Source organism: Streptomyces sp. NPDC005483 (genome assembly GCF_040606035.1).
Classification (GTDB): Bacteria; Actinomycetota; Actinomycetes; order Streptomycetales; family Streptomycetaceae; genus Streptomyces.
The window spans coordinates 302-19,290 of the sequence record NZ_JBEXEA010000075.1 but is presented as its reverse complement, the minus strand read 5'-3'; the positions used below and the strand labels follow the sequence as shown (position 1 = coordinate 19,290).

The window sequence follows — 18,989 nt, the reverse complement described above, 5'->3', positions numbered from 1 at the left end:
ATCAGTCGGGCCTCGCCGATGGCTCGGAGGAAGCCCGGGGTGGTGCCGAGCATCTCGGCTGCCCGGCCCATCGTGTAAGCGGGATAGTCGTCGTCTTCCAGGCGGTCGCCCAGGGGGATATCTGCTGCCATGTCACCTCGTCGTGCAACGCGTCGAGGGGCCCCGATGCCGTACGGCACCAGGGCCCCGAAGGGAATTCAACACCATCTGTCGGCCTTCATGCTGCGCCGACCTCCTGTTTCCGCTACCCGGCCCGGTGACGGGAGGGGTGCGGGGATCGCGGCTGCGTGACCGGGGACCACCATCCAATCCGGGGTCTTGCGGTACCCGGGCCGAGACTGTCGGGCCGGGCGATCCTGATGGCGTCTGCTCCTCCGTCCTTGCTCTGGATCCATCACTTGTGAACTGGTACTGCGTTACTGCCACCCGGCCAGTTCGTGTCTGCCGGGTCTCGTTCGACCATGTCTACGAGAAGAACGGTAATGGCGTCAGGCGCCAATGTCTACTCTGACAAGAACAGATTTTGCCGCTCGGAAGGCGCAGAGATGCTTCGGCGGGCGCATACGACGATGGGGCCCTGCCGACGCGCGTCGGCAGGGCCCCATCGGGCTTGAGGTGGTGGATCCGGGTGGGACCGGTCAGCCGGCGAGCCGGAGGACGTCCCGCAGCTGGAGCCGGTCCGTGTAGGCGGCGCTGTCCCGCAGCCCGGCGAGTCCGGCCAGGGTGACCAGGCCCGTGCGCTGCTCGTCCCCGTCGCAGAGGACCAGGTGGTCGACCCGGGCACCGGCCATGAGCGACAGGGCCACCTCGACCGTCATGTCGTCACAGACCCGGGGTCCGGCCCCCTCCCGGTCGAGGTCCACGTGCTGCGTCTGGATCGGCGTCATGGATGCCTCCTGCTGGAAGGGGGTGGGTTGTGGGACCGGCCGGCACAGCCGCCCTAGGCGGCGGAGCCGAAGCCGGTTCGCCGCGGCGCGCTGCGGCGTGCCGCCTCGCCCGCGGGGCGGCCCTGGCCCGACTGGCCGCGGCGCCCCCGACGGCCCCGGGAGGGTGACGAGGAGGACGTGCCGCGGGGGCGGTCCGCCTGCGGCGAGGTGATGACGACCGGGACACCGGAAGGGGCCTGGGCCCCGGTGATGCGGCTCAGCTCCTCCTCACCCGAACGCACCTGGGCGATCCGGGGAGTGATGCCCGCCGAGGCCATCAGCCGGCTCATGCCGCGACGCTGGTCGGGCGTCACCAGGGTGACGACGCTGCCGGACTCGCCGGCGCGGGCCGTACGACCGCCGCGGTGCAGGTAGTCCTTGTGGTCGGTGGGCGGATCGACGTTGACGACCAGGTCGAGGTTGTCGACGTGGATCCCGCGGGCCGCCACGTTGGTCGCCACCAGCACCGTCACATGCCCGCTCTTGAACTGGGCCAGGGTCCGGGTGCGCTGCGGCTGGGACTTGCCGCCGTGCAGGCCCGCGGCGCGGACACCGCTGCTCAGCAGGTGCTTGGTCAGCCGGTCCACCGCGTGCTTGGTGTCGAGGAACATGATCACCCGGCCGTCGCGTGCCGCGATCTCGGTGGTCGTCCGGTGCTTGTCCGCGTCGTGCACATGGAGGACGTGGTGCTCCATCGTGGTGACCGCGCCGGCGGACGGGTCGACCGAGTGGACGACGGGGTCGTGCAGGTAGGTGCGCACCAGCCGGTCGACGTTGCGGTCGAGCGTGGCCGAGAAGAGCATCCGCTGCCCGCCCGGACGCACCTGGTCGAGCAGGGCGGTGACCTGCGGCATGAAGCCCATGTCGGCCATCTGGTCGGCCTCGTCGAGGACCGTGATGGCCACCTCGCTCAGCCGGCAGTCGCCCCGGTCGATGAGGTCCTTGAGCCGTCCGGGCGTCGCGACGACCACCTCGGCCCCGGCGCGCAGCGCTCCGGCCTGCCTGCCGATGGACATACCGCCGACGACGGTGGCCAGCCGCAGGTTCACGGAGCGGGCGTAGGGCGTGAGCGCGTCGGTGACCTGCTGGGCGAGCTCGCGGGTGGGAACGAGGACGAGGGCCAGCGGCTGCCGCGGCTCGGCACGGCGTCCTGCCGTACGGGCCAGTGCGGCGAGGCCGAAGGCGAGGGTCTTGCCCGAGCCGGTGCGGCCACGGCCGAGGACGTCACGGCCCGCCAGGGAGTTCGGCAGGGTGGCCGCCTGGATCGGGAACGGGACGGTCACGCCTTCGTGTCCCAGCGTGGCCAGCAGCTGTGCGGGCATGGCGAGATCGGCGAACGCCTCGACCGCGGGCAGCGCGGGAGTGATCGTCCTGGGCGGCGCGAACTCACCCTGTACGGTCTGCCGGTTTCCCTGGCTCCTGGAGCCACGGTACGGACCACCGGAGCGGCCACGGGGGGGATTCGAGCGTGTGCGATTCATGCGAAACCTTCCTTGATGCGGCGCGTATCAAGGAATTCACGCAGCCGATGAGCGGCGCAGAGAATCGCGAGAACGAACCGAAGGCGATGGGGGATGCGCCCTGAAATGCGCGAGCTGGGGCCCGCACCCCAAGGTGCGGGCCCCAGCTGCGAAATATGCGCGGCAGAGCGGGTGTCAGGCGGGAACGATGTTCTCGGCCGTCGGGCCCTTCTGGCCCTGCGCGATGTCGAACGACACCTTCTGGCCTTCCAGCAGCTCACGGAAGCCCTGGGCGGCGATGTTGGAGTAGTGGGCGAAGACGTCGGCGCCGCCGCCGTCCTGCTCGATGAAGCCGAAGCCCTTTTCCGCGTTGAACCACTTCACGGTGCCAGTAGCCATGTCATATCTCCTTCGGAGGCGGTTTCAGAATTCACCGTGTGTGAATTCCGTGTCGCCGTGCTGATTCGCCCGTCGGAAATAACCTTCTGGCAACCACACCTGCAACTGAGATCGACAGTAGCACGGTGCGATCGGACCTGTGCGGTGGATAATCCTGACCTTGGTCGGCGTTCGGGGAATACTCACCAGGCACCGGTCCTATTTCTCATATCGCGGGCACAGATATTGCTCCGCGGGCACGCAGCACTCCGGCCGTGCGCCTCGTCCGCGGCCCTGTGACCTCCGACGACGTGAGGTGACCCGCCGTCACCGGCGCGGACGTCCGGTGGCGGCCGGTACGCCCGACACGACGAAAGTCACATCCGTCCGAGGCCGGTCACCTCGTCCAGTTCGGCGGCGTAGAAACGCGCGGGATCGAATCCCATCCCGGTGAAGTGGCCGGCGAGCTCCAGGGACAGGACGCCGTGCAGCCGGGTCCAGAAGGTCAGGGCCCGGTGGAGGGTCGCGGCCGGGGCGGGGTGGCCGTCCGCCCAGTCCCGGTGCTGTTCGAGGTGGGCGTCGAACGCTGTCGCGGTGCTGCTCGACGGCAGCCCGGTGAAGGCGTCCAGAATTGTCGTCATGACCTCGGAGGCGATCGCGGTGATGTCGTCGGGCGCGTGATAGCCGGGGACGGGCGTGCCGAAGATGAGGAAGTAGCGCTGGGGGTCCTCCAGTGCCCAGGTCCGCAGGGCGCTCGCCAGCGTGCTCACGTCGGCGCCGGGCCGGGAGAAGGCGGCGCGGAGAGTGCCGGCGAGGCTGCGGTACGCGTCCCCGACCAGCTCGGTGATCAGCTCGTCGCGGCCGGCGTAGTACCGGTACAGCGCGGGCCCGCTCATCCCCAACTGCTTGGCGATCGCGTTGAGGGAGAGCGCGGACGCGCCCGCCGTGGCGATCTGCTCCCAGGCGCGTTCCTTGATCTCCGTACGCACCTGGGCGCGGTAGCGCTCGCGCGGGGTCTTCGCTTCCTGATTCACCATGGTTAGAGGGTATCACTGAAGTTATTGACACTCTCGATCCTGTGGAGTTATAACTTCTAACGAACGCGAAGCTGAGTAACCAACCGCTGTGTGGAGGTCGTCATGAACACCGAAGGACTCGTCGAGGTCGTCCTGCCGGGCAAGGTCGAGCCCGAAGGGCTTGAGCTGCGGCACGGAGTGGTCCCCGCCGCGGGACCGGGCCAGGTCGTGATCCGGATGGAGGCGACCGGCGTCTCCTTCGCCGAGCAGCAGATGCGGCGCGGTCGCTACTTCGACCAGCCGCCCTTCCCCTTCGTTCCCGGCTACGACCTCGTCGGCACGGTGCAGGCGACCGGCGAGGGCGTCGATCCGCACCTGGCCGGCGCCCGGGTCGCTGCCCTGGTCAAGGTCGGCGGCTGGGCCAGTCACGTGCTCGTCGACGCCGCGGACGTGGTGCCGGTGCCCGACGGGATCGGCGCGGCGGAGGCCGAGACCCTGGTCCTCAACGGCATCACCGCCTGGCAGATGCTGCACCGCAAGGCCCGCGTCCGCGCCGGGCAGACCGTCGTCGTGTACGGCGCCAACGGCGGCGTCGGCTCGGTCCTGGTCCAGCTCGCCCTGGCCGCGGGCGCACACGTGATCGGTACGGCGTCCCCGCGCCACCACGACGCCCTGCGGGAGGGGGGAGTCGTCCCCGTCGACTACCGCGCCGACGACCTCGCCGCTCGGATCCGCGCACTCGCCCCGCGCGAGGGCGTCGACGCCGTCTTCGACCACGTCGGCGGCCGCGGCATCGTCGACTCCTGGCGCCTCCTCGCCCCCGGCGGCACCCTCGTGGCGTACGGCACCGCCGCCACCCGTGACGCCGAGGGCTCCAAGCAGTGGCCCGTGCTGAAGCTCCTCGGCCGGGTGTGGCTGTGGAACGCGCTGCCCAACCGCCGCCGCGCCTGCTTCTTCAACGTGTGGGCCGGGCGCGCCCTCGCGAAGAACCGCTTCCGGGCCCGCCTGCGCGCCGACCTCGCCCAGGTCCTCGCCGCCCTCCAGCGCGGCGAGGTCACCCCCCGGATCGCCGCCCGGCTGCCGCTCGCCCGCGCCGCCGACGCCCTGCGGCTGGCCGAGTCCGGCACGGTCGCCGGAAAGATCGTCCTCAACCCGTAGGGCAGGTCGGGTCGTGTCCGTGACACGCCCCCGGACGGGCTATCCCGCCTGTTTGCGACCTTTCAGGACATACCGTGCCGAATATGATGAGATTTCATATCTCCCGCCTGGCATGCACCGCGGCGATCATCGGGGCGGTGTTCGGGGCCGCCCCGCCCGTCGCCGCCGCCGACCAGATGACCCACGTGGTCTTTCCCGGACAGTCGATCCAGCAGGCGGTGGACGCCGCCGAGCCGGGTGACACCGTCCTGCTGACCCCTGGCACCTATCGCGAGAGCGTCCTGGTGAGCACGCCCGGGATCACCCTGAGCGGCATCGGCCGCAGCACCGTCATCGAGCCGGACACCAAGAAGGCCACGGGCAGATGTGCCGAGGCCGGCAACGGGATCTGCGTGATCGGGACGAAGGACCACGACGTCGAGGGCGTCACCATCGCCTCCCTCACCGTGACCGGCTTCACCGGCACCGGAGTGTTCGCCATGGCGACCGACGGGCTGACCGTGCGGAACGTGACCGCGGTGAAGAACGGGGTGTGGGGGATCGCCCAGGAGCGCTCGGTGCGCGGGGTGTTCCGGAAGAACACCGCCCGGGACAACGGCGACGCCGGCCTCTTCCTCGCGAACACGATCAAGGAGGAGGCGGGCGCCACGGACACCCGGGGAACCGTGGTCGAGCGCAACCGCCTGGAGGGCAACCGGATCGGCATCACCGTCCGTCGCCTCAGGAACCTCACCGTCGCGGGCAACCACCTCACCGGCAACTGCGCGGGCGTCTTCGTCGTGGGCGACGAGAACAAGCCGAAAGCGGGCGCGCTGACCGTGCGCGACAACATCGTCGCGAGGAACAACAAGTCCTGCCCGAAGACCGCGCGGCTGGACGCGTTGCAGGGTTCCGGCATCGTGCTGACCGGTGCCGAGGACACCCTGGTGACGCGCAACCGCGTCATCGGCAACACCGGCGCCTCCTCGCTGTCGGGCGGCATCGTCCTGTTCAAGAGCTTCGTGGGCACCACCAGCGACCGGAACCGGATCACCGACAACGTGCTGGAGGGCAACGCCCCCGCCGACCTCGTCAACACCGACACCGGCAAGGACAACACCTTCGAACACAACTCCTGCCGGGCCTCCAAGCCCGCGGGACTGTGCTGACCGGCCGTGGTCACCCATGAACTCGAAGAAGGAAGACGGCTCATGACGACCGCTCAGACCACCCAGAACGCCCAGACCGCTCACACTGCCCAGCCCGCTCAGGCGGCCCCGCCGCCCTCCATGCGGCTCAGGGAACTCGTGTTCGGCGCGGCCTGTGCCGCCGCTCTCCGCGCGGCCGCCCGGCTGGGTGTCGCCGACGCCCTCGACGACAGCCCGCTGGCCGTGGAGGACCTCGCGGCCGCGGTGAAGACCGAACCCAGGACACTGCGACGGCTGCTGCGGGCTCTGTCCTGCTACGGCATCTTCGCCGAGCAGCGGGACGGGACGTTCGCGCACACCGACATGTCCCGGCTGCTGCGCGAGGACGATCCGAACAGCCTGCGCGCCATCGCCCTGTGGTGCACCGAGCCGTGGACCTGGGCCGCGTGGCCGATGCTGGACGAGGCGGTGCGCTCCGGCCGCAACGTCGTGGAGGACCTCTACGGCAAGGAGTTCTTCCAGTACCTCAACGAGGACGCACCGGAGTCGGCCGACGTCTTCAACCGCGCCATGACGACCTCCAGCGTGCAGTCCGCGCGGGACGTCGCCCAGTTCCTCGACCTGTCGGGGAGCACGTCGGTCGCCGACATCGGCGGTGGCCAGGGGCATGTGGTGGCGAGCCTGCTGGAGAAGTACCCCTCGCTCCACGGCACCCTGCTCGACCTGCCGCGCGTGGTGGACAACGTCGACCCGCGGCTGCGTCCCGGAGGGGCGCTCGCGGACCGGGCGCGCCTGGTGCCCGGTGACTGCCGCGAGGCCGTCCCGGTCCGGGCCGATGTGTACGTCATCAAGAACATCCTGGAGTGGGACGACGACAGCACGACCCGCACCCTGCGCAACGTCATCGCGGCGGGCGGGCCGGGAGCGCGGGTCGTGGCCATCGAGAACCTCGTCGACGACTCGCCCTCGATGCGGTTCAGCACCGCCATGGACCTGCTGCTGCTCCTCAACGTCGGAGGGGCCAAGCACACCACCGAGAGCCTGACCCGCAGGCTGACGGAGGCGGGCCTGGTCATCGACGACGTCCGGCCGGTCAACCCCTATCTGCACGCGTTCGACTGCACCGTCCCCGCCTGACCCCGGGGCCGATCCCGCGGACCGCCGTTCGCCGGGCACGCGACCCTCACGTGTCCGGTGAACGGCGGTCGGTCGTACGGCGGTTCAGGAGGCGGAGTCCCGCTCCCAGCGGTAGAAGCACCGCGCCATGGCGTCCTTCGGTGAGCGCCAGGTCGCCGGGTCGTACGCGCTGACGTACGCCGACAGCCGTTCACTGATGTCCCGGAACTCGGGGTGTCCGGCCACCTTCGCGATGGCGGGCCCGGGATCCCGCTCGGACTCGATGAGGTGCAGGTACACGTCGTCGAACTGGAAGAGGCTGCGCCGGGCGACGCCCACGAGGTGCGGCAGCTCTCCCCGGTCCGACTCCTCGAACACCTTGGCGATGTCCAGGGCCGACTCCGGGGCCATCCGGGCGACGATCAGGGACTGATGCATCGTCATGTCCTCCGTCCCGCTCAGTCGGACAGCATCTGCACGGGCCGGCGCTCTTCGGCGGCCTTCTCGATGCGGTCCCGGATCAGCGCCATCTGGATCTTGGAGTTCCGGTTGATGTTGTCCGTCATCCAGGCGTCGTCGACCGGTGCGTCCGGCCGCATCGCGAAGTCCTGCGTCCACACCATCCGGGTGCCCTCGGCGACCTTCTCGTACTGCCACACGATGTTCATGTAGGCGAAGGGCCCGGTCTCGACACGGCGGGCCCGCACGGTGAGCGTGTCGCGGTCCGGCTCCCGCTCCGAGACCCAGCTCCACACCTTGCCGTCCGCGTCGGGGTGCATGGTCAGCCGGAACGTGGTCCGGTTCCCCTCCTGGGACAGGATCTCCGCGGAGGCGTACTCGCTGAACAGCTCCGGCCAGCTCGCGACGTCGTTGGTCATGTCCCAGACCAGGTCCAGCGGGGCCGCGATGGTGACCTCGTTCTGCGTGTGTCCGGTCATGTCAGGCTCCTGCCAGAAGGGCGCTGTTGACGAGTTCGAGGAACTGCCGGGGGCTCTTGGTCTTCTCCGCGTCGGGAGGCATCGGGGTGCCGTACCGGTTCTCCAGCTCGCCCACGATGCCGAGCAGACCGAGCGAGTCGAGACCGAAGGTGTCGAAGCCGGAGTCGCTGCGCCGCTGGAGCTCGTCGGGGGCGACGGTGACTCCGGCGGCCTTCTTCATGAGCTCGGCCAGCTCTTCCACGGTGATGCGGTCACTCATGGGGTTCCTCTCCTTGGGTCGTGACGTGGTGTCGTGAGGTGTGGTCGTGAGGTGTGGTCGTCATGGGTGGTCAGGGGCCTGGTCAGGAGGCGTCGGCGGCACCGCGCCGTAGCACCAGCGCCGCGTTCGACCCCATGAGTCCCCGGCTGAGGACCAGCGCCGTGCGCACCTCGGTGGCTCGCGCGCGGACCGTGACGAGGTCGAGGTCGTGGCAGATGTCGAAGACGTTGGGGGTGGGCGGGATCAGACCGTGCTCCATCGCGAGCACCGCGGTGGCCACATCCAGCACGGGCGCCGCGCCGTAGGCCCGGCCGACGGCGGTCTTCGGCGCCGTGACGGGCACCCGGGTGCCGTGCGGGCCGAGGGCGTCCGCGATCGCGAGCGCTTCGGCGCGGTCGGCCTCCGGGACCCCGAGGGCGTCGGCGAAGACCACGTCGATCTCCTCCGGCGCGCACCCGGCCTCGTCCAGGGCACCCCGGATCGCCTGGGCCAGCCCCTCCCGGGACTCCTCCCAGCGGGAGGCCCCGGTGAACGTCGCCGCGTGTCCCGCCAGCGTGGCCCGCACGGGCACACCCCGGTCCCGGGCCGATCCCTCGGCCTCCACGACGAGCATCGCGCCGCCCTCGGCCGGCACGAATCCGCAGGCCGCGGAGGTGAACGGGCGGTAGGCGCGGTCCGGTTCCTCGACGGTGCTCAGCTCCTCGTAACCGAGCTGGCAGACCATCGAGTAGGGGGCCAGCGGCGCCTCGGTCGCGCCGGCCACCATCACGTCGGTGCCGCGCCGCACGGCCCGCGCCGCGTGCGCCAGCGCGTCCAGACCGCCGGCCTCGTCGGAGGCGACCACACCGCAGGGGCCCTTGAGACCGCGCCGGATGGAGATCTGGCCGGTGCTCGCGGCGTAGAACCAGGCGATGGACTGGTACGGCCCGACGAACCGGCTTCCCTTGCCCCACAGTTGCTGCAGCTCGCGCTGCCCGAACTCACCGCCGCCGGAACCGGCGGCGGTGACCACGCCCACGGAGAACGGCGCGGCGTCGGTGTCGGCCCGGCCGAGCCCGGCGTCGTCCAGCGCCAGGTCGGCGGCGGCCATCGCGAAGTGCGTGAACCGGTCGGTCTGGACGAGGTAGCGCTCCTCGACCGCCGACGGCGGATCGAAGTCCCGGATCTGGCCGGCCACCCGCAGCGGCAGGTGCTCGCACCCGTCACGGGTGATCCGGTCCAGGACGGCGACACCCTCCATGGTGGCCTTCCAGAAGGCCTCGGTGCTGGTTCCGTTGGGCGCGACCACGCCGATTCCGGTGACGGCCGCGCGCCGGGGATACGGTGCGCTCATTCGGTATCCTCCCTCGGCAGGGTCATGATCACCGCGGACTGGAAGCCGCCGAAGCCACTGCCCACGGAGAGCACGCTGCGCAGCTTGCGCTCGCGGGCGACGCGCGGCACGTAGTCCAGGTCGCACTCGGGGTCCGGGGTCTCGTAGTTCGCGGTGGGCGGGACCACCTGGTGGGCCAGGGCCAGCGCGCAGGCGACGACTTCTATCGCCCCGATCGCGCCGAGGGAGTGGCCCACCATGGACTTGATGGAGCTCATGGGCGTGTCGTAGGCGTGCGCGCCCAGCGCCCGCTTGACGGCGGCCGTCTCGTGCCGGTCGTTCTGCAACGTGCCCGACCCGTGCGCGTTGACGTAGTCGATCGCCGTGGCGTCGAGCCGTGCCTGGCCGAGGGCGTCCTCGATGGCCCGGGCCATCTCCAGGCCCTCACCCGTCAGACCGGTCATGTGGTAGGCGTTGCCGAACGTGGCGTAGCCGCCGATCTCGCAGTACACGTGCGCGCCGCGGGCCCGGGCGTGTTCCAGCTCCTCCAGGACGAGCACCGCACCGCCCTCGCCCATGACGAACCCGTTGCGCCGGGCGTCGAAGGGGCGCGAGGCGTGGGCGGGGTCGTCGTTGCTGGGGGAGGTGGCCTTGATCGCGTCGAAGCAGGCCATGGTGATCGGGGAGATCGGCGAGTCCGAGGCGCCGGCGATGCACACGTCGGCCCTGCCCTCCTCGATCGTGTGGAAGGCGTACCCGACGGCGTCGAGCCCCGAGGTGCAGCCGGTGGAGACGGTCTGCACCGGGCCGCGTGCCTCGAACCGCTCCGCCACCGCCGAGGCGAGGGTGCTGGGCGAGAACGCCCGGTGCAGATGCGGACCGGCCTCCCGGTGGTCCACGTCCCAGCGCTGCCCGCCGTGGCTGACCAGGACGTAGTCGTGCTCGAGCCGGGTGGTCCCGCCGACCGCGGTGCCCAGGGAGACCCCGACCCGCCACGGGTTCTCCGCGGCGAGGTCGAGGCCGGAGTTCCGTATCGCCTCCTCCCCGGCGACCAGGGCGAACTGGAGGTACCGGTCGCTGCGGGCGATCTGGTCCGCGTCCAGGCCGTGGGCCGCCGGGTCGAAGTCGCACTCGGCGGCGATCTGTGAACGCAGCCCGGACGGATCGAAGAACGTGATGCCGCGGGTCGCCGTGCGACCGCTGGTCAGCAGATCCCAGAACGCCGGGACACCGATGCCGCCCGGGGCGACGATTCCTATGCCGGTGACCGCCACGCGCCTCCTCATGAGCGCAACCTGGTCGGCTCGGCCGCCCCGCCGGCGTGGACCGTCTCCGCCGGGATCGGCACACCGTCGGCGTCCTCGGTGTCGACGTGGCCGAGCGGCGGGCTCGGGGCCAGCGGGCCGAGGTGGAAGACCATCCGGGCCTCCACGTTGCCGACGTTGCGGAAGCGGTGCCGCATGTGGGAGGGGATCAGGAGCCCCTGCTCGGGCCGCAGTTCATGGGGCTCGCCGTCCAGGTCCACCTCGAGCTGCCCGCAGACCACGTAGATGAACTCCTCGGAGTACGGGTGGTAGTGCTCGGCGATGCGGTCGCCGGGCTGCACGATGGCCACGCCCATGAAACCGCTGGTGGAGCCGACCGTGGCGGGGGTGAGCATGGCGCGCAGGTCGCCTCCGCGCCGGGTGTTGGGCTCGACCTCGCTGAGATCCACTACTCCGGGATGACGTTTGATCACGACGTTCCTCCGAACATGTGCTGCTTCGACATGGGGGCGTGGCCGGTCACGGCCCGGGCCGATGGATCAGGCGTCGGGCGCGCGGCGGTCGGTGACGAGGTCCATGCGGGAGACCGCGAGGAGGTGAGCGGGGGTGCTGTCCCTCAGTGCCGGGCCGGCCACGCCGAGGGCCTCGCCGTCGAGGAGTGCCGTCAGCTCGGCCGCCCGCCCGTGGTCCGTGAGACCGAGCACGGGGCCGGGGTCGCTGTCGAGGGGGCCGCGCACGTCGACCAGCCGCATGACGACGTCGTCGCGCTGGAAGATCGTGCTGCGCAGCACCGGTCCGCGCGGATCGTCCGCCGCCGCCTCGTCCTGCCGGGCGAGCAGCTCCGCCAGCCGCATACCGCACCCCTCGCGGGCCGGGTAGTACAGCGCGTGCCGCTCCGCCTCCGGGCTCTCCTGCCCGGCCGTCACATGGTGGACGGCGGGCAGCGCCGCGCGGGTGAAGAAGACCCGGGCGGACTCGGGGTCGTCCAGGTCCCGGTCCTGCTCCAGATAGGGGTTGATGGCTTCCTCGACGGCCCGCACCTCGGGCTGGCGGGCGACGTGGCGCAGCGCGGCGAGCAGGTCGCCCCGCACCTCGATGGCGCGGACCACCCGGTTGCCGTGCATGAACAGGGAGGTGCGGCACAGCCGGGTGGTGTCGTCGACCCGCGGCTCCGGTGAGGTGTAGCCGGAGAGGATCTTGGCGACGGTGGCCTCACTGCCGGGCTTGACCGTGAAGGTGAGCGCGTGGCGGATGAGCCCGTCACCGATCCTGGGCGCCGCCTGCAGCCGGCGCTCCTCGGGTCCGGTCGGCACCGCCGGGCCGCCGGTCTCGCGGACGATGTGGAAGCGCAGCGACCGGGTGTCCCGGACGCAGCTGTGCAGCGGCTCCACCATCCGCACGTGTTCCTCGCTGTTCACCCAGGTGAGGAACGGCGGGGCGCTCTCCCACTCGCTGGTGATGAGCCACTGGGAGGGGTTCTCGATGGACTGGCACAGCTGGTCGCTGACGTGTCCGGGGACGGAGGCGACCTGGCTGCACAGGCTCTCGTAGGCCTCCAGGAACTGCTGTTGGGCCCCGTCGTAGACGTCCACCAGCAGGACGACACGGAGCCTGGAGCCGTCGAACACGGACTGGGAGACTCGCTGCGACGCCTGTTGCGTAGGCGCTTTCGAAACACGGTCGGACGTGGTGGTCATCCTGCGCACATCTCCTTCGGGGTCAGAGGCCGTCGAACGTCGGCCCGCGGGGCGGGACGTCGGCGTTCCTCGATCGTCAGCCCGCCCCGGGAAGCGCGCGACTCGTATGCACCGTGGGGGTGACCGGCCGTCCCGGCAGCCGGGTGGGGCGGGCTCACAGAAGGTGGGCGAAGACCACGAGGTTGTCCTTGTAGTCCCTGGCCGTGTGGTCGTAGTCACCCGCACAGGTGATGAGCCGGACCTCGGCCCTGGCCGTGTCGGCGTACACCCGCCGGCTGGGGAAGTTGTCCTTCTCGAACGTCTCCACGCTGTCGACCACGAAGGACGCTCTGCGCCCGTCGGCCCGGTCGACGTGGAAGACGTCCCCCTTCTTCAGGGCGCCGAGGTTCACGAACACGGCAGCCGACGTCGCCGTGTCGACATGCCCGGCGATGATCGCGGTGCCCGCCTCCCCGGGGGACACGCCCTTGGCGTGCCAGCCGACGAGGTTGGTGTCGTAGGGGGGAGGAGGTTCGAGACGGCCCGTGGGACCGATGGCGAGGTCCGTGAAGGGGGCGTCGACGGAGATCTTCGGAATGAGCAGACGTACCGGTCTCGAGCGCGGCAGTTCCCTGCCCGCCGGCTGCCCGGCCGCCTGCCCGCGCGGGGGAGCCGGCACGGAGGCGGCGGGTACGGCGAGGGGCGCCTGGGGGACCTCGGGCGACGACCCGTCGTTGCCGCCGAACAGGGTCACGGCCAGCACCAGGATCGCCGTGGCGCCCAGCATCAGCTTGCCGTGGGATCCCTGCCCGGCCGGGGCGGGTTCGTCGTGGCCGGGACTGTCTGGGGGAGGAGAAGGACTGACTGCCATCGGAGACCACCTCACCAGGGCACGGCAGCACATCGGAGCGGGGACGGGGCACGGGGAAGGGCGGCCGGGCCGCCACGCGCCACGCGCGCGGCGGCCACGGCGGCTATCGCGTCCGGCACGGGTCAGGCCAGGCTTCCGGCGATCTTCTTACGGCGTGCCGCGTACAGGCCGGTTCCGGCGACGACCAGCATGGCGAGCCCGCCCGTGGTCACCGCCGGGGAGGAGGCCAGGCCGCCGCCCCCGGTGTGCATACCGCCGCTGGGCTTCTCGTGGCTGCCGCTCCAGCCGCCGTCGTGCTTGCCGCCGCCGGACTCGTGGCCCTGCTCGCTGTCCTTGTCCTTGTCCTTGTAGGTCTCCGGGTCGTACTTGGGGTTGGTGTGCTCCTTGCTGTAGGAGGAGGAGGGGGAGGAGGAGTCCGACGAACCCCAGTCGTCCCCGGCCGCGTACGCGCCGGGTGCGCCGAGAGCGAGGACGGCCGAGGCCGCCGCCGTGGTCAGCAGGATGCGAGCAGAGCGCATGTGACGTTCCTTCCGTCGGTGGCCGGGCAGCTGGTGCTTCGTCAGCTTGGGTGGCCCACCCCCGACGTGATCCACCGTCAGTCACCCGGGCCTCCGCCACCACTCAAGACGGTCACCCGGGTGAACGCGCCCCCATCCGACGGATCGTCAGACCGTCCCCAGCAGGGTGCTCAGGACCTGACGCAGCGCCGACTCGGCGTCCGGAACGGGTCCCGCCGACCGCCAGGCCACGAACCCGTCGGGCCGGACGAGTACGGCGCCCTCGGGCGTCGTACCGTGCGCGGCCGCCCAGTCCGCGTCGCCCTCGGGCGTCAGCTCGGCGCCCGGTCCCTCGCCCAGCCGGTACGAGGTCAGCGGGACGGACGCCTCCTCGGCGAGGCGGACGGCGGCCTCGTGCCAGCCGCTCGCCGCCCCGGCGCCGCTGAGCAGGACGAGCGAGCGTTCGTAGAGGTCCAGGGTGGAGACGCGTTCACCGTGGTGCCGTACCGCCAGGTGGGGCGCCCTGCTGCCGGGTTCACCGGACAGGTCGAGGCGGTCCGGGACGACCGGGGTCGCGGGGTCGGCGCCCACGACGGCGCCCTGCGGATAGCGGTAGCCGAGGGCCACGTTGAGGATGCCGCGCTGCGGGCCGCCGCCGGTGCCGGGAGGCGGGGCGTAGCCGGGGTGGCTGTGCTCGGCCGAGCGGGCGGCGGCACGGGCGCTGGTCGCCTCCGCCACCGGGCGGCGCTCGGCGTCGTACGAGTCCAGCAGCCCGTCCCCGGCCCAGCCGCCGATGACGGCGGCGAGCTTCCAGGCGAGGTTGTGCGCGTCCTGGATACCGGTGTTGGAGCCGAACGCCCCGGTGGGGGACATCTCGTGGGCCGAGTCGCCGGCCAGGAAGACGCGTCCCGACCGGTAGCTGCGGGCGACCCGCTGGGCGGCGTGCCAGGGGGCGCGGCCGGTGATCTGTACGTCGAGATCGGGGACGCCGACCGCGCGGCGGATGTGCTCGACACAGCGCTCGTCGGTGAACTCCTCCAGCGTTTCGCCGCGTTCGGGGTGCCAGGGCGCGTGGAAGACCCAGTTCTCCCGGTTGTCCACCGGCAGCAGGGCGCCGTCGGCCGCCGGGTCGGTCAGGTAGCAGACGATGAAACGGCGCTCGCCCACGACGTCGGCGAGGCCGCGGGAGCGGAAGGTGACGCTGACGTTGCTGAACAGGTCCCCGGGGCCGCTCTGGCCGATGCCTAGCTGCTCGCGGACGGGGCTGCGGGGGCCGTCGGCGGCGACGAGGTAGTCGGCGAGGACGGTGGTGTGCTCGCCGGTCTCCCGGCTCTTGAGGATCGCGGTGACGCCCGAGGGCCTGCTGTCGAACGACAGCAGTTCGGTGCCGTACCGCAGATCGCCGCCGAGCCGTCTGGCGTGGTCGAGCAGGACCGGCTCCAGGTCGTTCTGGCTGCACAGGCACCATGAGCTGGGGCTGAAGCGGGCCAGTCCGCCGCCCGCGTCGATCTCCTTGAACAGCCACTCGCCCGCGTCTCCGACCAGGGTGGGAGTCTGCAGGATGCCGTGGTTGTCGGCCAGCGTGGCGGCGGCCTGACGGATCATCGGCTCGACGCCGGCCGTCCGGAACAGTTCCATCGTGCGGACGTTGTTGCCGCGTCCGCGCGGGTGGATGGAGGTGCCGGTGTGCCGCTCCACCAGTGTGTGCCGTACGCCCAGCCGGCCCAGGAACACCGAGGTCGACAGTCCGACGAGGGAACCGCCGACGATGAGGACCGGAACCCGGTGGGGCTTGGGGTCGGTTTGGGCAGCTCTTTGGTTCATCACTCGCCTCCAGCGTGTCGTGTCCGCCGACTCGGTCCGGATACGGCGGCGAGCTTCATCCATGCCCCGGGACACGAACACGGGCCCAAGCTTCACCCGCATAACACGCCCGGTTCCCCGAGTCGGCGGGCACCGCGCGCGACGGCCGGGTCCGATGCCGGTCCTGAGCGCCCGGATGCGGTCAGTCCGCGGGGCGGGCGTGGCCCCGTGCCGCCAGTACGACGCACACCACCGTCAGCGGCAGCTCCGCGCCGAGCGCCATCGCCGCCGCCGAGACCTGATCGGCGCCCGGTGCCGCCGTCATCGTGTCGAACCAGGCGTCGACCACGAGCAGTGTGGCGGTGGCGGTGGCGGTGAGCGGGTACAGGTGGTGGCGCCGCAGGGCCAGCAGCCCCGTCGCGATCAGGCCCACGGCCTCCGAGGCGTCCAGGCCCACCCAGACGGTGCGCCAGTTCGCGGCGACGGCCGTTCCCGGCAGACCGCCCGCCAACACGAACAGCCAGGGCAGCAGGACCAGCCCGCAGGCGACCAGGACGTGCTCCATCCGGTGCCGACGACGTCCCCGCCGTACCGTCGACACCCGCTCGGCACGCTGTGGTTGACGGTCGGCCAGCACGCTCATCGGGTCGGACTCCTCGTGTTCCCGGCTCTCCTTCATGGGCCCCAGCCTCACCGGCGCGGCGGTCACCGTCAGTAACCCAGAGGACCGTCCTGGGGTGGCACCACTTGCACCCCCGGGACGGATGCCTGCGCCATGGACCGCTTCTGATTTCGACGCCTACCGTTCCCCCATGCACACAACCGCCCTCCTGCGGCGCGTGATCCTGTGGCCGTTCCGGGGAGCCGGACGACCGGCCGCGTTCCTCGCCACGGGCGTCCTGATCCAGTACGGCGTCCTGTTCGTCATGGCTGTGCCGTGGATGCTCTTCGTCCCGGAGGCGATGGCGGCGATCCTCCCGGCGGTTCTCGTGCCGTTCGCCGTCGTCGTAGCGGCCGGCCCGTTGCTGACCGAGGCGCAGCGCGGCCGCTTCCGCACCCGTCTCGGCGTGGACATCCCCGCACTCCACGAGGGCCGGCGTCCCCCGCTGCACGAGTGGCTGCGCTCCCCGGCGGGCCGCCGGCAGCTCACGTACCACCTGCTGTACGGCCCGCTCCTGGCCACCGCGGCGGTCTTCGTCCTCCTGACGTGGGCCGTGGCCGCCGTGGCCGCCTCGGTCTACGCATGGATCTGGCTGTTTCCGCCGGAAGGGGCCCTCGGCGACCTCGGCTACACCCCCGCGGCGGCGTACGTCACCGTGGCCGGGGCCGTGCTGCTCCGTGCGGCATTCCGGCTGACCGATGCCCTCACCCGGCTCGACACCCGCACCGCCACGGCCCGGCTCGGGCCCAGCCGTGAGGAGCAGCTGGCGCGCCGGGTCGAGGACCTGGCCGAGAGCCGGGCGGGCCTGGTGGACGCGGTCGACGCCGAACGGCGGCGCATCGAACGGGACCTGCACGACGGTGCCCAGCAGCGGCTGGTCTCCCTGGCGGTCAACCTCGGACTGGCCAGGGCGACGCTCGGCGACCTGCCCGAGGACGTCCGTCGCGTGCTCGACGAGGCGCACCGGGAGGCGAAGGAGGCGATCGAGGAGCTGAACGGTCTGGTGCGCGGGCTGCATCCGGCCGTTCTGGAGGATCGCGGTCTCGACGCCGCGATCTCGGGGGTCGCGGCCCGGGTGCCCCTTCCGGTCGGGGTGAAGGTGGTCCTGCCGTCCCGGCCGTCGGCCACGGTCGAGGCCGTCGCGTACTTCGTCGTCTCCGAGGCACTGGCGAACGTGGTGAAGCACGCGGAGGCGTCCCGGGCCGAGGTCACGGTGGAACGCTTCGGGCCGACCCTGCTCGTCGTGATCAGCGACGACGGCGTGGGCGGCGCCGACCCCGCCGGCGGTACCGGGCTGGCGGGGCTGGCCAAGCGGGTCGCGTCGGTCGATGGCACGCTGTCGGTCGACAGTCCCGTCGGGGGACCGACCGTCATGACCGTGGAGCTGCCGTGCGTGCCGTGATCGCCGAGGATTCCGTGCTGCTCCGGATCGGCGTGGTCAAGGTCCTGGAGATGGCCGGGTTCGAGGTGGTCGCCGAAGTCGGCGACGCCGAGGCGCTGCTGACGGCGGTGGCGGAACACCGGCCGGACATCGCGGTGGTGGACGTCCGGATGCCGCCCGGCTTCGGGGACGAGGGAGTGCGGGCCGCGCTGGTCATCAGGCAGCAGTGGCCCGGGACGGCCGTGCTGCTGCTGTCCCAGTACGTGGAGGAGCGGTACGCGGCCGATCTGCTCTCCGCCCACACCTCGGGCATCGGCTACCTGCTCAAGCAACGGGTCGCGGATGTCGAGGAGTTCGCCGACACCCTGCGGCGGGTGGCCGAGGGCGGCACCGCACTGGATCCACAGGTGGTCTCCCAGCTGCTGGTGCGTCGCCACAGCGACCCGCTGGACCGGCTCACCCCACGAGAACGCGAGGTACTGGAGCTGATGGCGGGCGGTCGGTCCAACGCCGGCATAGCCGGCCAACTCGTCGTCAGCGAGAGCGCGGTGGCCAAGCACATCAACAGCATCCTCGCCAAACTCGACCTGCCGAAGGCGGACGCGGACCACCGCCGGGTGCTCGCCGTGCTGCGCTTTCTCGGCGTGGCCTGAGGACGGCGGGCTCCTGGGCGGAGGGCGTCACGCGCACTGGTGGGTGGGTGCGGGCGGGGACGGCATCTCGGCTTCACCCTGGACGAGGTGCGCGCCCGGCGGGACAGGAGCTGCTGCGGGCCGCAGGGTGTGCGCATCTGGTCGAGCCGGGCGGCTGGTTCGCGGTCGCGTCGGCGGTGGGCTCGCGCGCGCCCAGTGCTGTGCAGCACCGTCTCCGCCCGTGTCCGTGTCGGTGTGGTCAGTCGGTGGCGGGTGTGGTGTTCGCGGCGCGGCGGGACAGGAGCTGCTGCGGGCCGCAGGGTGTGCGCATCTGGTCGACCGGGGCGGCTGGTTCGCGGTCGCGTCGGCGGTGGGCTCGCGCGCGCCCAGTGCTGTGCAGCACCGTCTCCGCCCGTGTCCGTGTCCGTGTCGGTGTGGTCAGTCGGTGGCGGGTGTGGTGTTCGCGGCGCGGCGGGACAGGAGCTGCTGCGGGCCGCAGGGTGTGCGCATCTG

The 18,989-nt window shown here is 71.5% G+C and carries 21 protein-coding genes and 1 pseudogene; 5 read left to right on the top strand and 17 right to left on the bottom strand.

Translation table 11 applies throughout. The features are described 5' to 3' along the window. The 5 genes and pseudogenes from ABZT06_RS49240 to ABZT06_RS49220 form a co-directional block, all read right to left on the bottom strand. A pseudogene (locus tag ABZT06_RS49240) lies at positions 1–131 on the bottom strand (MerR family transcriptional regulator); the annotation flags it as partial. 507 nt (positions 132–638) lie between these two features. Beyond that, a complete protein-coding gene (locus ABZT06_RS49235; RefSeq protein WP_355756158.1) occupies positions 639–887 on the bottom strand; it encodes a CBS domain-containing protein in 249 nt (82 codons plus the stop codon). Positions 888–940: 53 nt separating this feature from the next. Next, positions 941–2,407: a DEAD/DEAH box helicase gene (locus ABZT06_RS49230; RefSeq protein ID WP_355756156.1), complete on the bottom strand. Its 1,467-nt coding sequence runs from the start codon at positions 2,405–2,407 to the stop codon at positions 941–943. Positions 2,408–2,581: 174 nt separating this feature from the next. Continuing rightward, positions 2,582–2,785, bottom strand: coding sequence for a cold-shock protein (locus ABZT06_RS49225; protein WP_004986771.1), 204 nt, complete (start codon positions 2,783–2,785; stop codon positions 2,582–2,584). 356 nt (positions 2,786–3,141) lie between these two features. Next, positions 3,142–3,801 carry a TetR/AcrR family transcriptional regulator gene (locus ABZT06_RS49220; RefSeq protein WP_355756153.1) on the bottom strand — a complete coding sequence of 220 codons (660 nt, stop codon included), beginning with the start codon at positions 3,799–3,801 and terminating at the stop codon, positions 3,142–3,144. Between the two features lie 102 nt (positions 3,802–3,903). On the opposite strand from ABZT06_RS49220, the gene ABZT06_RS49215 reads away from it, so the two are divergent. The 3 genes from ABZT06_RS49215 to ABZT06_RS49205 all read left to right on the top strand — a co-directional run bounded on the left by ABZT06_RS49215 (position 3,904) and on the right by ABZT06_RS49205 (position 7,202). After that, a complete protein-coding gene (locus ABZT06_RS49215; RefSeq protein ID WP_355756151.1) occupies positions 3,904–4,938 on the top strand; it encodes a medium chain dehydrogenase/reductase family protein in 1,035 nt (344 codons plus the stop codon). Positions 4,939–5,021: 83 nt separating this feature from the next. After that, complete coding sequence (locus ABZT06_RS49210; RefSeq protein WP_355756149.1) at positions 5,022–6,086, top strand: right-handed parallel beta-helix repeat-containing protein; 1,065 nt, start codon at positions 5,022–5,024, stop codon at positions 6,084–6,086. Positions 6,087–6,128: 42 nt separating this feature from the next. Beyond that, positions 6,129–7,202, top strand: coding sequence for a methyltransferase (locus ABZT06_RS49205; RefSeq protein ID WP_355756147.1), 1,074 nt, complete (start codon positions 6,129–6,131; stop codon positions 7,200–7,202). Positions 7,203–7,286: 84 nt separating this feature from the next. Here the strand turns inward: ABZT06_RS49205 and ABZT06_RS49200 are convergent, their stop codons facing one another. From ABZT06_RS49200 to ABZT06_RS49150, 11 genes are all read right to left on the bottom strand, one after another. Beyond that, entirely contained in the window at positions 7,287–7,619 is a 333-nt protein-coding gene (locus ABZT06_RS49200; protein WP_355756160.1) for a TcmI family type II polyketide cyclase, read from the bottom strand. A gap of 20 nt (positions 7,620–7,639) precedes the next feature. Beyond that, complete coding sequence (locus ABZT06_RS49195) at positions 7,640–8,119, bottom strand: SRPBCC family protein (RefSeq protein WP_355756145.1); 480 nt, start codon at positions 8,117–8,119, stop codon at positions 7,640–7,642. A 1-nt stretch (position 8,120) separates the two neighbouring features. Beyond that, a complete protein-coding gene (locus tag ABZT06_RS49190; RefSeq protein ID WP_355756143.1) occupies positions 8,121–8,378 on the bottom strand; it encodes an acyl carrier protein in 258 nt (85 codons plus the stop codon). 82 nt (positions 8,379–8,460) lie between these two features. Then, a complete protein-coding gene (locus ABZT06_RS49185) occupies positions 8,461–9,711 on the bottom strand; it encodes a ketosynthase chain-length factor (RefSeq protein WP_355756140.1) in 1,251 nt (416 codons plus the stop codon). Beyond that, positions 9,708–10,976: a beta-ketoacyl-[acyl-carrier-protein] synthase family protein gene (locus ABZT06_RS49180; RefSeq protein WP_355756138.1), complete on the bottom strand. Its 1,269-nt coding sequence runs from the start codon at positions 10,974–10,976 to the stop codon at positions 9,708–9,710. Before ABZT06_RS49180 ends, ABZT06_RS49185 begins: the two co-directional genes overlap by 4 nt. Beyond that, the gene (locus tag ABZT06_RS49175) at positions 10,973–11,428 is read right to left on the bottom strand and encodes a cupin domain-containing protein (protein WP_355756136.1); all 456 of its coding nucleotides are present in this window, start codon (positions 11,426–11,428) and stop codon (positions 10,973–10,975) included. Before ABZT06_RS49175 ends, ABZT06_RS49180 begins: the two co-directional genes overlap by 4 nt. A gap of 66 nt (positions 11,429–11,494) precedes the next feature. Then, positions 11,495–12,652, bottom strand: a complete 1,158-nt coding sequence (locus ABZT06_RS49170) for a SchA/CurD-like domain-containing protein (protein WP_355756134.1) — start codon at positions 12,650–12,652, stop codon at positions 11,495–11,497. A gap of 154 nt (positions 12,653–12,806) precedes the next feature. Then, positions 12,807–13,502 carry a class F sortase gene (locus tag ABZT06_RS49165; RefSeq protein ID WP_355756132.1) on the bottom strand — a complete coding sequence of 232 codons (696 nt, stop codon included), beginning with the start codon at positions 13,500–13,502 and terminating at the stop codon, positions 12,807–12,809. 122 nt (positions 13,503–13,624) lie between these two features. Next, entirely contained in the window at positions 13,625–14,020 is a 396-nt protein-coding gene (locus ABZT06_RS49160) for a hypothetical protein (protein WP_355756130.1), read from the bottom strand. A gap of 147 nt (positions 14,021–14,167) precedes the next feature. Further along, complete coding sequence (locus tag ABZT06_RS49155; protein ID WP_355756128.1) at positions 14,168–15,823, bottom strand: FAD-dependent monooxygenase; 1,656 nt, start codon at positions 15,821–15,823, stop codon at positions 14,168–14,170. A 181-nt stretch (positions 15,824–16,004) separates the two neighbouring features. Next, positions 16,005–16,481, bottom strand: a complete 477-nt coding sequence (locus tag ABZT06_RS49150) for a hypothetical protein (RefSeq protein ID WP_355756126.1) — start codon at positions 16,479–16,481, stop codon at positions 16,005–16,007. A 133-nt stretch (positions 16,482–16,614) separates the two neighbouring features. Here ABZT06_RS49150 and ABZT06_RS49145 point away from each other — a divergent pair, with 133 nt between their 5' ends. Together ABZT06_RS49145 and ABZT06_RS49140 are read left to right on the top strand one after the other, a co-directional pair. Further along, positions 16,615–17,865, top strand: a complete 1,251-nt coding sequence (locus ABZT06_RS49145) for a histidine kinase (RefSeq protein ID WP_355756125.1) — start codon at positions 16,615–16,617, stop codon at positions 17,863–17,865. Beyond that, a complete protein-coding gene (locus ABZT06_RS49140) occupies positions 17,853–18,497 on the top strand; it encodes a response regulator transcription factor (protein WP_355756123.1) in 645 nt (214 codons plus the stop codon). Before ABZT06_RS49145 ends, ABZT06_RS49140 begins: the two co-directional genes overlap by 13 nt. A 238-nt stretch (positions 18,498–18,735) precedes the next feature. Here ABZT06_RS49140 and ABZT06_RS49135 read toward each other — a convergent pair. Beyond that, positions 18,736–18,989, bottom strand: a 254-nt coding sequence (locus ABZT06_RS49135; RefSeq protein ID WP_355756120.1) for a hypothetical protein, incomplete at its 5' end; no start/stop codon positions are given.

Excerpts from the sequence above, each read along its gene's own strand:
- ABZT06_RS49235 (WP_355756158.1), bottom strand. The coding sequence starts at position 887 with ATGACGCCGATCCAGACGCAGCACGTGGACCTCGACCGGGAGGGGGCC.
- ABZT06_RS49230 (WP_355756156.1), bottom strand. The coding sequence starts at position 2,407 with ATGAATCGCACACGCTCGAATCCCCCCCGTGGCCGCTCCGGTGGTCCG.
- ABZT06_RS49225 (WP_004986771.1), bottom strand. The coding sequence starts at position 2,785 with ATGGCTACTGGCACCGTGAAGTGGTTCAACGCGGAAAAGGGCTTCGGC.
- ABZT06_RS49220 (WP_355756153.1), bottom strand. The coding sequence starts at position 3,801 with ATGGTGAATCAGGAAGCGAAGACCCCGCGCGAGCGCTACCGCGCCCAG.
- ABZT06_RS49215 (WP_355756151.1), top strand. The coding sequence starts at position 3,904 with ATGAACACCGAAGGACTCGTCGAGGTCGTCCTGCCGGGCAAGGTCGAG.
- ABZT06_RS49210 (WP_355756149.1), top strand. The coding sequence starts at position 5,022 with ATGATGAGATTTCATATCTCCCGCCTGGCATGCACCGCGGCGATCATC.
- ABZT06_RS49205 (WP_355756147.1), top strand. The coding sequence starts at position 6,129 with ATGACGACCGCTCAGACCACCCAGAACGCCCAGACCGCTCACACTGCC.
- ABZT06_RS49200 (WP_355756160.1), bottom strand. The coding sequence starts at position 7,619 with ATGCATCAGTCCCTGATCGTCGCCCGGATGGCCCCGGAGTCGGCCCTG.
- ABZT06_RS49195 (WP_355756145.1), bottom strand. The coding sequence starts at position 8,119 with ATGACCGGACACACGCAGAACGAGGTCACCATCGCGGCCCCGCTGGAC.
- ABZT06_RS49190 (WP_355756143.1), bottom strand. The coding sequence starts at position 8,378 with ATGAGTGACCGCATCACCGTGGAAGAGCTGGCCGAGCTCATGAAGAAG.
- ABZT06_RS49185 (WP_355756140.1), bottom strand. The coding sequence starts at position 9,711 with ATGAGCGCACCGTATCCCCGGCGCGCGGCCGTCACCGGAATCGGCGTG.
- ABZT06_RS49180 (WP_355756138.1), bottom strand. The coding sequence starts at position 10,976 with ATGAGGAGGCGCGTGGCGGTCACCGGCATAGGAATCGTCGCCCCGGGC.
- ABZT06_RS49170 (WP_355756134.1), bottom strand. The coding sequence starts at position 12,652 with ATGACCACCACGTCCGACCGTGTTTCGAAAGCGCCTACGCAACAGGCG.
- ABZT06_RS49165 (WP_355756132.1), bottom strand. The coding sequence starts at position 13,502 with ATGGCAGTCAGTCCTTCTCCTCCCCCAGACAGTCCCGGCCACGACGAA.
- ABZT06_RS49160 (WP_355756130.1), bottom strand. The coding sequence starts at position 14,020 with ATGCGCTCTGCTCGCATCCTGCTGACCACGGCGGCGGCCTCGGCCGTC.
- ABZT06_RS49155 (WP_355756128.1), bottom strand. The coding sequence starts at position 15,823 with ATGAACCAAAGAGCTGCCCAAACCGACCCCAAGCCCCACCGGGTTCCG.
- ABZT06_RS49150 (WP_355756126.1), bottom strand. The coding sequence starts at position 16,481 with ATGAAGGAGAGCCGGGAACACGAGGAGTCCGACCCGATGAGCGTGCTG.
- ABZT06_RS49145 (WP_355756125.1), top strand. The coding sequence starts at position 16,615 with ATGCACACAACCGCCCTCCTGCGGCGCGTGATCCTGTGGCCGTTCCGG.